Raw genomic sequence first — 12,137 nt, 5'->3', positions numbered from 1 at the left:
AAGAGGTCACAACTAATTGTAACCTCTTTTCTATACTTTATTAAGTTTTTATTTAAACTTGTGCCAATATGGATAGATAATCGCTAAACCATAACCTATAAACACAAATAATGTAAACATGGTAAAAAGTGTTCCATCTGCCATAAATTCGGGCTGCATTGCTGCTGACACGAACAACGATATTACAACCATGTACACACCAATTCTTTTATAAGATCTTACTAAAAAGATACCAATTAATGCAATGACTCCTAAAACAAGAGTCGAAATTGGATACCATTTTGGCATTTCTGGTGCGTCTTCGTTCATCATTTGGCGAAACAAATAATCATTTGTCACCAATAATTGATAACCACGATAAAGAATACTCAAAATCAAGAAAACCATTATAAAAATCATTGACTTGAAAAGGAATGATGTTTTGTTTCCTTCGTGTTTCAAATCTTTTGTTTTGGTGTTATCCGACATTAAAACTTTTGTGTCAAAAATATCGTCACGTTCTTGATTTTGTTCTACTTTTTGATCTGTCATAGCTTTATTTTAAAATAAGAAATCATATCCTTTCAAACTCAATTTTTCGTATTTCTCTTCATCAAAACGATACAATTTAGATACTTTACGATGTTGTTTAGGATCTGTTGTATTACCAGTTTCGATAATTAAATTTGAATTAAAGATTTTCTTTCTAAAGTTACGTTTATCCAACTCACGATTCAAGGCTTTTTCATACAAACTTTGCAATTGCGCAATTGTAAACTCATCTCCAAGTAAGTTGAACCCTACTGGACGACGCTTCACACGACGTTTTACACGCTCTTTTGCATATTTTACAATCTCATTGTGATCAAAAGCCAAATCCGGAACACGGTCGTAAGCATACCATTCTCCACCTTGTGTTTTCACTTTTTCCTCTATTTGAGGTGTTAATTTAACCAAAGCATAGTAAGCAACATTTACAACTCGTCCTAATGGATTACGAAAAACTTTTGTAAAGGCTTTCAATTGTTCAATATATGTTTGATGCTCATCGTAAGCAATTTTCTCAATCAACAATTCGTGAATTGCTTGATCGTTACTTACCGTTGGCGCAATATATTTTCCTGGCAAAACCAATGCTCCTTTGAAAGGATCATTTAGTTTTTTGTACACCAATATTTTGAGATCTTCTCCATCAAACCCGAAAAGTACGAGACTTGAACATAGAGCGACCTGAAAATATTTTTCTTTTTCTTCGTCTGTCATTTTGTGGGATGATTAATAAATTGAAATTTATTTTTAATGAAAAATTGAATGCATCAATCTATTTTTATCGTTGAAAGATTCTTCTAACGAAATCATAGATTCTGTTCTCAATACATCATCAATTTGATCAATTTTGTAGATAACATCTTTCGCATCAGAAGTATCTCTTGCACGAATTTTACAGAAAATATTATATTTCCCAGACACAACGTGAACCACTGTTACGTTAGGAATTTTATATAATTCATCTATCACTTTCTGAGTTTTGTTTGTTTTTGTAAGTAACAATCCTACATACGCAACAAACTGATAACCCATTTTATCATAATCTGTAATTAGTGTAGTTCCTTTGATGATTCCAGCCTCCTCTAATTTCTTGACACGTACGTGAATAGTACCAGCAGAAACATTCATTTTCTTTGCAATTTCTGTAAATGGCATTCTTGTATTGTCAATCAAATACATCAAAATTTTCTTATCAACATCATCAATTATGTAATTCATTTTCCTAATTTTTGATTATTATTATTATTTTAATAAAAAATCGAATTAATTTTTAGCAAAATTATAAATAAAACAAACAAACTTCAAAATATTTTTTAATGATTTATTTAATATTTTACTTTTGTTATAATAATAGTTCAAAAAAGAAAGAACTAATCACTTTTGTTTGTTTGCGCGAGTTTATTGTCTAACCACAATAAACTCATTTTTTTTTATTTAATTTTGACTAAACCACGACGTTTTTGTTCCACTTTAGGTTGAGTACTTTTTTGATACGTAACTTTGACCGTATCTTTTGTAGTTTGACGAGTAGAATCTATTCTTCTTTCCTCACTTTTAAACTGTTTCGGAAGTACAATCGAATCAAATCTTTCTTGCTGTTGCTCTTCTTTTTTAGCTTTTGCTTTTCGTTTATTTTCATCTAAACCTAAAAATCCTCTAAACGTATCGAAGCTTTTGTTGTACTGAATTCCTACTCCGAAACTTTGATTTAAGTTATTTTCCATTCCTGGCAATAAACCGAAAGTTGTAGGTTTTGTAAATGCTTTTAAGACCAAAGATCCATTGTTTAATTTCGAGATATCATAAGAAACATCAAAATTCCCATCGAAGTTCTCTTGTACATTTCTATTATTTGTAACCGCAATTCCATACGAACCACGTAAACTTAAACGATTATTAACCCGATAAGAAACAGAAGTTCTAATTTTATCATTTGTCTCCGATTGCGCACTACCACCGACATACTCCATTTGTATATCTACATTGTTCGCAATAGAAGACAACATACCCGCAATTGTCGATAAACCAATATCAGCAGCTGTACTTGTTACACCAGATTGAACAGCCGAAGCATCACCAAATTTACCTGTCAATAAGATATAACTAAACTGAAGCATCTGTTCTTCTGTATTTGAACGGAATTTTGATTGTAACTGCGAATTGATATCCGAACCTGCATTAGGAATTGTTAATCCAAAATCGATAATAGGTTTTTTCAACGTTTCAGAAATATTAATTGATAAGAGAGCATCATAAATTTGCGAATATCCTACACCTAAATAGTCTCCAACATTTGACACCGAACGTTGATATTCAGCTGTAATATTAAGCGTTGCATCAAGTGGATTTCCTGCAAATTGTACCGAAGATCCTTTTTTGATTTTAAAATCTTTTGGAATCAGCGGAAATTGTCTAAACTCATATGTTCCACTTTCTATATTATATACCCCTGTAATACTCAATCCTGCTTTATTCATTAAGAATCTAAGATTTTCTGCAGTTCCTCGCGCTGTTGCTTTATCATTTGTAGCTGCATCAAAAATCAAATTCACCATCGCATTTGGATACGCATTGATGTTGACATCTATCGACATTCCTTTTGGTGCGTGAGGCTCGTTATTTTTCGATTTTTCATCTAGATGTTGGTTAGGAACAAAACGTACCAAATTATTTTCTGACTCAATTGTTGTACTTCCTGTATTTATCGTTAACTCAGAATTTCCAACCACTGTCGCATCTCCAGCAATCTCCAATTCCTCTACCGCACCAAACATAGATACATTTCCTTTCGCAAATACTTTTCCATAAAACAATTCATTGTCTTTAATAGATGTGTTCATCACCAATAAATTATCAGTATCAAAATCTAAGTTGAGACCCCATTTAGATAAGTTGCGGAAAAGAATTGCTCCATCAACTTTTCCTTTTGTATTGAAAGTTGTGTCTTTGAACGCAATATCATTCAACATAATAATCCCTTGTCCTTTTCCTTGTTTCGAAACAAGTAATTCATTTTCTCCTTCAAATAAATAATCTGTTCCTAAGAAATTAACTTTTAATCCAAGATCTTTTGCAATCATATTTCCGCTAAGATTTGGTAAATCAATTGGTCCAGTAATTTTTAAATCACCAGATAACGTTCCACGCATATTAGAGAAAACAGATTTTAAGAATCCTTCTAAGAAATCGATATGAAACTCATCAAAATTGGCATCTACATCGACTTCAGGACCTGTTGGTTTATTAATAATATTACCATAAGCAACCAACGATTGAATTTGCTCTTTCTGTAAACTTGTTTCAAAATTAAATTGTTTATCCGCTACATTATAACCTCCTTGTAAAGTCAAATTACCAAGCTCAAAATCATTTAAACCTAACTTATCAATTTTAGCTTCAAGTGTTGGTTCTAACTTTTCTTTTGTACGAATAATATCTACTTTACCGTTCGCTATACCGACAATTTTTAGATTATTCAATAATGTTTTAGGAATGATTTTTTCTAAATGCAAATCTTTAAAATCAGCATTGAAATTGTAATCTACATTGTTATTAAATAAACCACTTACTTTTAAATATTGTTCTTCCGATTCTAATGACAAATCTTCAACTTTTAATGATTTATTGATTCGATTAAAAATTACCCGATTAGAATTTGCATCATTCAAATGATTAATTGTCCATTGTGTCGAATCTATTTGTATTGTCGAAGGTGAAAATCCAAAAATCAAATCATTATTATTCTGAACTGTGTGAAAAAGATTTAGATTAAATAAAATTGGATTCTTACGACCAATATTAAAATCTGTTTTGACAATCATTGTATCATTCTTCGGAATCGAATTTACGTTAATCGCATTAATCGTAACTCCACTCACTTTCATACTATCAATTTTCGCATTAAGTGTTGGTAGTTCTGCAATTGTATTTAGATTAACATTCGACTGAAACAATTGAATTCCTGCATATTTTATACCTGGAGTATCCAATGTCGCTTCCAATTGATTTTTCGTACCATCAATATAACCTTTAACATGTGTATCTGGCTCAATAGAAATCGATGGATCGATATATTGTAATAAATTTTCTTGCACATAAACATCAAACGAAAAAGCCTGATTTGGCGAAACTTTTTTATGACGAAAAGATGGCACCAAATCTACAAGCGAATTATTGATAACATTTGCAACTTCTGTAATATTAAATTTCCCATCAACAGTGGCTTTCATATAATCTGGCACATCTAATGTCATAATTTTATGCGAACCATCTATTTGAGAATTCAACATGACATGTGACAATTCTAACGTATCTTTTTTAGAACGGAAATAAAGATTTTTGACATCAATATTTCCCCTAAAATCATTAATATTTGTCAGCTTAAAATTCCCTTCAACATCGCCACGTACTATTGCATTTAGATTTTTTGTAACTCCAAGAAAATCTAAATTAACTTGACGAATGTTTGATGTAAAATCAAAATCATATGGTTTTCCACTGAAGTTAATTTTTCCGTTCAATTGTGCATTTAGATTAGGATCTTTGATATCAAATAAACCATTAAACTGATAATTTTTGACCAAGCCATCTACTGTAATATTTTGATATCTTTTTCCAATCAAATCGATGTAACGAAGATTTCCATCTAAATTTAAATTGATATTTTTTAGATCAGTTCCTTTTCCATCAAATCTAAATTTTCCGCTTACATAACCCAAATCTTTTGCATTTGTTAATTGACGAAGATTAAGATTTTTCGCATCTAAAGTTCCCTTATAAATTAACGATTTTACATCTTTGTAATTCCTAATTTGAGCTTTAATATCAGCATCACCAAGTCCAGAAACTGCGTAACCATTCGCATGAATTTCATTTGGATTTAATGAAATATCACCACGATAATTTAAGTTTCCAAAACGAGTCAACATATTCGGAATTTTCTTAGAAACAAAGGTTGGAAGTAACTTTACAATTTTTTGATAGGATGTATTGATTTTTACATTTCTTGTCGAAAAATTTAGCGAAGAACCATGTGTCACATCTTGCAATTGTAAACGAGAAGCACCAACATAATTATCTTCTCCTTTCAATTCGAAATCTGTAAATGTTAAATTATTCAGGGTTCCATTTACTTTTCCATATAAATCAACCGAAGAATTTTTATCAAATAAATCAGTGAAATAGCGAATTTCTTTAAAATTAATTTTAGATCCTCGATCAAAAAAAACGTCCCAACGAACTTTATTATTAAAATCAGACATATCCGAAGGTTGATTGTAACTCAATAATAAATTTCCGTTTAAAACAGACGTATCCGTTCGTAAATTTAAATTCCCAACTCGAATTTCTTTTTTCGAATAATGAACTTTTCCTGTGAAATTTTGTACGTTATACGTTTCTTTATTTTTTGTTGCAACAAAGCAGAAGTTTTCTAAATCAGCCGTAATATCAGAATCAACTAATCGAAACTTTTTTACCGTCATGTTCAACTGCTTCGAATCCAACCAAACATTTCCAGAATTTTGATTAACAATTGAAACTCTTCCATCCTGTAAAATAAAATCTCCATCTAATTTGAAAATCTTTTTCGGATCTTTTGGTTTATCAGAACTAAAACCGTTCACAAATTTGATGAAATTCGAAATCGAATCACCTTTGTAGGTAATCACACGAATTTCAGGTTCAATCAATTTCACTTCACTCAAATTGATATGATCTTTTTTGATTCCTGGAATTAACGACCAAACATTTATTGTTGTTTCTAAAGTCTTCGACTTCAAAAAATCATATTTGTGATCGTCTTTAATGTGTACACCATAGAAATAAATACGCCCAAAAAAATCAATATCAACCGCATCTACATACATTTGTGTGTTCAACGATTTATTTAATTTTTCTAAGGCAAAGTGAGCTATTTTTGTCTGTACCGCAGGGATTTGTATTGCGATTGCTACTGTTAAAACAAGGGTTAAAACGAGTATAATCAACGACAATAAAAATCTTCCTATTCGTCTGACTATTTTCAATGGTTTAAATTTACGATATTTGCAGGGTAAAAATAAGTTATAAATTTTATTCTACAAGGAATTATGAGCGATAAAAACTACATTTTAGCCATAGAATCTTCTTGTGATGATACAGGCGCAGCAATTATTGACAGAAATAAAATTATTTCTAATGTTGTAGCAAGCCAAAAAATTCACGAAATATATGGTGGCGTAGTACCAGAATTAGCTTCGAGAGCACATCAACAAAATATTGTTCCCGTCGTAGATCAAGCCTTAAAACAGGCAAATATTAACAAAGAAGAACTTAAAGCAATCGCGTATACACGTGGTCCAGGATTGATGGGTTCGCTTTTGGTTGGCGGAAGTTTTGCGAAATCTTTCAGTCAATCATTGGATATTCCGTTGATTGAGGTTAATCACATGCAAGCACATATTTTGGCAAATTTTATTGAAGATGCCAACGACGAAAAACCAACTTTTCCATTTTTATGTTTGACTGTTTCTGGTGGACATACACAAATCGTGAAAATCAACAGTTATTTTGAGATGGAAATTTTAGGTGAAACAATTGATGATGCAGCTGGTGAAGCTTTTGATAAAGCAGGTAAAATTTTAAACTTACCATATCCTGCAGGTCCAATTATTGACAAAAAATCTAAGATTGGAGATCCTACAAAATTCAAATTTGCAAAACCAAAAATTGATGGTTTAAACTTTAGTTTTAGCGGTTTCAAAACGTCAATTTTATATTTTATTCAGAAAGAGGTCAAAGCAAATCCAAATTTTATAGAAGAAAATATTGATGATTTGTGCGCTTCTATTCAACGTTCTATCGTAAATATTTTGATGGAAAAAGTAAAAAAAGCATCGGACGAAACTGGAATTAAACAAATTGCAATTGCAGGTGGAGTTTCTGCAAATTCTGAAATTCGTCAACGATTAAAAGATGGAGAAACTGAATTTGGTTGGAAAACTTTTATACCAAAATTTGCTTATACAACAGACAATGCAGCGATGATTGCAATGGTTGGAAGTTTAAAATTTGATCAAGAGTTATTTACAGAAAACACAGCGAAATCTGTAGCTAAATACCATATTTAATGAAATTATTTTTTGGAGAAATTCATCACGAAACAGCTATTCTCAACGAAGAAGAAAGTCATCATTTTGCAAAAGTTTTACGCGGAAATGAAGGCGATTTGGTGCACGTGACAGATGGAAAAGGAAATTTGGCTGAAGTTGAAATTACATCAATTTCTAAAAAAGCAGTTGAAGGAAAAGTTGTTGACTTAAAAGTAAATTTCGAGCAGAAAAATTACTATTTACATGTTGCAATTGCACCAACAAAAACAATGGAACGTTTGGAATTTTTCTTAGAAAAAGCAACTGAAATTGGTATTGACGAAATTACTTTTTTACAGACTTTTCATTCGGAACGAAAAAATATTAAAATCGAGCGAATTGAAAAAATTGTACAATCTGCAACCAAACAATCGTTGAAAGCGTATTTGCCAAAAGTAAATGATTTGACAAAATTCAATGAATTTATCAAACAGGATTTTGAAGGTTTCACGAAATGTATTGCGCATTGCGAAGCGGATATTGAACGTACGCCTTTACGAACAGTTTTGGAAAATAATCCGCAGAAAATTTTGATTATGATTGGTCCTGAAGGTGATTTTTCGAGAGATGAAATTTTCGCTGCAGAAGATCATAATTTTACAGGAATTAGTCTTGGACATCAACGTTTCCGTACTGAAACTGCAGCTTTACAAGCTGTTTTTGCTGTTGATTGGGGATTGAAATAATATAATTAAGAAAGTTGTTTCAAAAATGTCATTTCGAATGAAACGTAGTGAAATGAGAAATCTAAATTACAGATTTCTCCATGCGTCGAAATGACATGACTAATTTTAGTCTTTTGAAACAGCTTTTTTCTTTCATTCGAAAATAAATATCTTTATCAAAATTTAAAACTTATGAAAAAATTAGCACTTATTTTGGGATTATTCATCGGTAATTTTTCGGTTGCGCAAACTGTAAATGATGTTCCGATTAAAGATATCAATGTTGATTATGTACAGATTATTGGAACTGGGCGAGGTTTGAGTACAAAAATGAATATTCGATTGGATTTTGGACAAGAAACCAAATCTTTTTCACTGAAAAATGGTTTGAAAATAAAAGATGAACGCGGAATTTCAGTGAAATTCAATTCGATGATTGATGCGTTGAATTTTATGTCTGAAAACGGATATGAATTTCAGTTTGCCTACACATCAAAAGAAAATGATAACGATGCGCTTTATTATATTTTAAAGAGAAAAAAATAAAAAAATCCTCAACTTATGTTGAGGATTTATATTGAGAGAAATTCAATTCTTAATTAATTTTTTGAGCAACGTAATCACTTTCGTTTCCTAAACGATCGACAGCTTTTAGTGCAACTGCTGTTAAACTTTTACCATCTTTGTGTTTCAAAATTGTTTGGTTTGTTTTGGTTTTATCCAAAATAGACGTTTCCCAATCGTTGTTGTAACGTGTGTATAAAATCCATTTCGAAACATTTGAATTCATTTTATAATCATTCCAATTCATCACAACTTCTGACGCTTTCATATTTACAGTCAAACTTGGTTTTACCAAACGATCTGCTTTTATCCAATTCATAGTTGGCACCAAAGCTTTAGCTTTGTATGGACCTTCTTTCAGATAACTCAACATCGAAGGATTTTTCGTTAATCCAGCAATACTCCAGTGAATAACACCCACATTGTTTTGTAAAATTTCTCCAGCCATTTTTACCTGATTTGTAATCTCAGTTGTTCTATCCGAAACTTTCACTTCTACAGTATTCAAACCTGGCCAAAGATGACGATTATGTGTGTTTTCTGATTTCCACCATTCTAATAATTTCGGAAAACTTTGTCCTGTCGAATTAATTGGCCAATACAATTGTGGCGAAAAATAATCAACCCAACCTTTGTTCAACCATAATTTTGCATCTGCATACAATTCATCATATTGCGAAGAACCTGTAATTCCAGCAGGATATCCTGGTTTCCAAATTCCAAAAGGACTAATACCAAATTTTACAAAAGGTTTTTCTGCTTTGATTTCTTTATAAATACGCTCAATAATTGTATTCACATTTTGACGACGCCAATCTGCTCTCGACAACATTCCTCCATTATTCTTGTAAACATTCCAAGTTGAATTATCTGGAAAGTCTGCACCACCATTATACGATGCATATGGATAGAAATAATCATCAAAATGAACACCATCAATATCATAACGCGAAACGATATCACGAACAACTTCCGAAACGTGATCTTGCGTTTTTTTGTCAGCAGGATCAAACCAATACATGCCATTTTTCAATCTCACCACATTACTTGGCGATCTTTTCACCATCGATTCGTTTGTCACTGGACCTCCACTACTGTGATGCGCTCTGTAAGGATTTAACCAAACATGCAACTCAATTCCACGTTTGTGTGCTTCTTCCACCCAAAATTCTAACGGGTCATAATATGGCGAAGGCGCCTTACCTTCTTCTCCAGTTAAAAAGTAAGACCAAGGTTCGAAATTACTTTTATACAAAGCATCTGCCGCTGGGCGAACCTGAAAAATAACAGCATTAAAATTGTTTGCTTCTAACATATCCAACAACTTTATTGCTTCATCTTTTTGTTGCGTTGTTGTCAAATCTTTTTTAGAAGGCCAGTTAATATTTGCAACAGAAGCTACCCAAGCTGCACGAAACTCACGATTTACTTCAGGTAGTTTTACTGTAAAAACTTCATCTTTCTTGTTCGGAATTTCAGTTTTTGGCGTAGTAGCAATGGTTGACTTCGTAGATTCGACAGGTTTTATAGGCTGCTTAGATTCTACTTTTTTATAAACTATTTTTTTCGAATTTTTATTTGAAGCACACGAAGATAAGCCAATTGTAGCTATTCCGAAACACATCAAAATATATTTAAAATTAATTTTCATTCGTTGAAATATGTATTTTTAGCGTTACAAAATTAGTAATAAAGCTTTATTAATCCAGATTTTATCAAATATTTAGGATATCTAGATTTTCCTTCTCTATTAAATTTACAAAATTTTTCGCTTCAAAAAGTGTTCTATAAATTTTATTCTTTACATTTTTGTACTCATCTATAATTGATAAAAATATGTTTCTAATTATATGTTTTGGCGTATTGATTATTTGTGTAAATGTTATTTTACAATCAACTGTTACGGTTTATTCGCTAAAATATCTACATAAATATAATCTCAAAAAACAACGATTAACGTTTAGTGAAGTGCTTTGGCAAATGGCAATTTCAGTATCTTTCTTGACTTTATTGCACGGTGCACAATGTACAATTTGGGCGGCTACTTTTTATTTCAATCCAAATATTGACAATTTATATAGTTTTCAAGAAGCAATCTATTTTTCATTAATCACTTTTACAACCGTTGGTTACGGTGATGTTGTGATTGATAGCGAATGGAAAATTATGGCTGGATTAGAAGCTATAAACGGAATTATGATGGTAGGCTGGTCAACTGCGTTGATGTTTTCTTACCTACAAATTATCTTAAAGAAGAATATTACTCAATAAAAAAATCCCTTCAAAAATTTTTGAAGGGATTTTTAATTAATATTTATTTTTTTCCAAATTAACTTTCAATTCTTTGTAATAATCTGGCGCATTTGCATCTTTTTCTAAAGCTGTATTAACCCATTTCAACGCTTGATTTCGATCCAATTTATTCGAATAATAGAAGTTTGCTGAATTGTAAAAATCTCTTGCAGAAGAATTTTCATTCAATTGATCTCCAATCATTTTTAAAACTTCGTTAATTGTATTCGTTTCAATATCCAAAACAACCGTTGTGTTATCCCAAGCTAATACCAAATTCGCTGATTTTTGCGTCACATTTGTAAAACGAATCTCAAACGTTTCTGTCTTGTTCATCGATTTTGTTGACGGAGCTTTCACTTTCAAAGCGATATTCGACTCCTTCCACTCTTTCGGATTTCCCCAGTTTTTCGTGTCTTTGTAAAAAATTACCTCCCACTCCTCTTTATTCGGAATGCTATACAACGCATATTCGCCAGCAGCCAACTCTTGTCCATTCACTTTGATTGGTTTATCAAATTTGATGACCGTATTTTCATTCGCACCAGTTCGCCAAACTTCTCCATTCGGTACCAATTTTCCAAATACTTTTCTTCCGTTTACATTTGGTCGATTATATTCAACTTCAAATTCTGTTAAACCTACTTTTTGTTCAACTTCAGCATGAGAACTTACCGCGGGAAATTTCATTTGAGCAAAAGCACAACTTCCTATTAACAAAGCTAAAACTGTTGATGTTATTTTCATATAATTATTTCTTATTCTTTATTTTATCTGTTTTTTTATCGTATCCATACGGACAATGTTTGCATCCACTTTTACAACAATACCCTCTTTTTTTTAGATATTGTTCAGTAAATATTCTGAAACCTTCTGGAGATAAATAATAATCTCCTTCTTCAAACTTTTTCATTTCTAACGCTGTGAATTTACAACTTTTATCTATAAACTATCATTA

At 31.5% G+C, this 12,137-nt stretch carries 11 protein-coding genes; 4 read left to right on the top strand and 7 right to left on the bottom strand.

Translation table 11 applies throughout. The features are described 5' to 3' along the window. Positions 1 to 48: 48 nt before the first annotated feature. The 4 genes from N5D46_RS06750 to N5D46_RS06735 all read right to left on the bottom strand — a co-directional run bounded on the left by N5D46_RS06750 (position 49) and on the right by N5D46_RS06735 (position 6,554). On the bottom strand, positions 49 to 531 hold the full coding sequence (locus tag N5D46_RS06750) for a hypothetical protein (protein WP_114999996.1): 483 nt from the start codon (positions 529 to 531) through the stop codon (positions 49 to 51). 9 nt (positions 532 to 540) lie between these two features. After that, the gene (locus N5D46_RS06745; protein WP_038336322.1) at positions 541 to 1,242 is read right to left on the bottom strand and encodes an NUDIX hydrolase; all 702 of its coding nucleotides are present in this window, start codon (positions 1,240 to 1,242) and stop codon (positions 541 to 543) included. A gap of 33 nt (positions 1,243 to 1,275) precedes the next feature. After that, the gene (locus N5D46_RS06740) at positions 1,276 to 1,746 is read right to left on the bottom strand and encodes a winged helix-turn-helix transcriptional regulator (RefSeq protein WP_038336320.1); all 471 of its coding nucleotides are present in this window, start codon (positions 1,744 to 1,746) and stop codon (positions 1,276 to 1,278) included. A gap of 212 nt (positions 1,747 to 1,958) precedes the next feature. Next, a complete protein-coding gene (locus tag N5D46_RS06735) occupies positions 1,959 to 6,554 on the bottom strand; it encodes a translocation/assembly module TamB domain-containing protein (protein ID WP_221854793.1) in 4,596 nt (1,531 codons plus the stop codon). A gap of 63 nt (positions 6,555 to 6,617) precedes the next feature. On the opposite strand from N5D46_RS06735, the gene tsaD reads away from it, so the two are divergent. The 3 genes from tsaD to N5D46_RS06720 all read left to right on the top strand — a co-directional run bounded on the left by tsaD (position 6,618) and on the right by N5D46_RS06720 (position 8,869). After that, positions 6,618 to 7,637, top strand: coding sequence for a tRNA (adenosine(37)-N6)-threonylcarbamoyltransferase complex transferase subunit TsaD (gene tsaD, locus N5D46_RS06730; protein WP_038336318.1), 1,020 nt, complete (start codon positions 6,618 to 6,620; stop codon positions 7,635 to 7,637). Continuing rightward, entirely contained in the window at positions 7,637 to 8,344 is a 708-nt protein-coding gene (locus N5D46_RS06725; protein ID WP_114999993.1) for an RsmE family RNA methyltransferase, read from the top strand. Before tsaD ends, N5D46_RS06725 begins: the two co-directional genes overlap by 1 nt. A gap of 171 nt (positions 8,345 to 8,515) precedes the next feature. After that, on the top strand, positions 8,516 to 8,869 hold the full coding sequence (locus N5D46_RS06720; RefSeq protein ID WP_038336316.1) for a hypothetical protein: 354 nt from the start codon (positions 8,516 to 8,518) through the stop codon (positions 8,867 to 8,869). A 49-nt stretch (positions 8,870 to 8,918) separates the two neighbouring features. On the opposite strand, the gene N5D46_RS06715 is transcribed toward N5D46_RS06720, so the two are convergent. Beyond that, on the bottom strand, positions 8,919 to 10,538 hold the full coding sequence (locus N5D46_RS06715; protein ID WP_114999991.1) for a family 10 glycosylhydrolase: 1,620 nt from the start codon (positions 10,536 to 10,538) through the stop codon (positions 8,919 to 8,921). Between the two features lie 185 nt (positions 10,539 to 10,723). Between N5D46_RS06715 and N5D46_RS06710 the strand changes: the two genes are divergently transcribed. Continuing rightward, positions 10,724 to 11,158, top strand: coding sequence for a potassium channel family protein (locus N5D46_RS06710; RefSeq protein WP_280049537.1), 435 nt, complete (start codon positions 10,724 to 10,726; stop codon positions 11,156 to 11,158). Between the two features lie 36 nt (positions 11,159 to 11,194). Here the strand turns inward: N5D46_RS06710 and N5D46_RS06705 are convergent, their stop codons facing one another. Together N5D46_RS06705 and N5D46_RS06700 are read right to left on the bottom strand one after the other, a co-directional pair. Further along, positions 11,195 to 11,926 (bottom strand): DUF2911 domain-containing protein, encoded by a 732-nt coding sequence (locus tag N5D46_RS06705; protein ID WP_084106931.1) that lies wholly within the window; start codon positions 11,924 to 11,926, stop codon positions 11,195 to 11,197. 4 nt (positions 11,927 to 11,930) lie between these two features. Continuing rightward, the gene (locus N5D46_RS06700) at positions 11,931 to 12,092 is read right to left on the bottom strand and encodes a DUF5522 domain-containing protein (RefSeq protein WP_160279602.1); all 162 of its coding nucleotides are present in this window, start codon (positions 12,090 to 12,092) and stop codon (positions 11,931 to 11,933) included. Positions 12,093 to 12,137 lie beyond the last annotated feature (45 nt).

The organism is Empedobacter sp. GD03865 (genome assembly GCF_029840775.1).
GTDB lineage: Bacteria > Bacteroidota > Bacteroidia > Flavobacteriales > Weeksellaceae > Empedobacter > Empedobacter falsenii_B.
This window is presented reverse-complemented; position numbering and strand designations above follow the sequence as displayed.

Coding starts and splice junctions, on each gene's coding strand:
- N5D46_RS06750 (WP_114999996.1), bottom strand. CDS start 531: ATGACAGATCAAAAAGTAGAACAAAATCAAGAACGTGACGATATTTTT.
- N5D46_RS06745 (WP_038336322.1), bottom strand. CDS start 1,242: ATGACAGACGAAGAAAAAGAAAAATATTTTCAGGTCGCTCTATGTTCA.
- N5D46_RS06740 (WP_038336320.1), bottom strand. CDS start 1,746: ATGAATTACATAATTGATGATGTTGATAAGAAAATTTTGATGTATTTG.
- tsaD (WP_038336318.1), top strand. CDS start 6,618: ATGAGCGATAAAAACTACATTTTAGCCATAGAATCTTCTTGTGATGAT.
- N5D46_RS06725 (WP_114999993.1), top strand. CDS start 7,637: ATGAAATTATTTTTTGGAGAAATTCATCACGAAACAGCTATTCTCAAC.
- N5D46_RS06720 (WP_038336316.1), top strand. CDS start 8,516: ATGAAAAAATTAGCACTTATTTTGGGATTATTCATCGGTAATTTTTCG.
- N5D46_RS06715 (WP_114999991.1), bottom strand. CDS start 10,538: ATGAAAATTAATTTTAAATATATTTTGATGTGTTTCGGAATAGCTACA.
- N5D46_RS06710 (WP_280049537.1), top strand. CDS start 10,724: ATGTTTCTAATTATATGTTTTGGCGTATTGATTATTTGTGTAAATGTT.
- N5D46_RS06705 (WP_084106931.1), bottom strand. CDS start 11,926: ATGAAAATAACATCAACAGTTTTAGCTTTGTTAATAGGAAGTTGTGCT.
- N5D46_RS06700 (WP_160279602.1), bottom strand. CDS start 12,092: ATGAAAAAGTTTGAAGAAGGAGATTATTATTTATCTCCAGAAGGTTTC.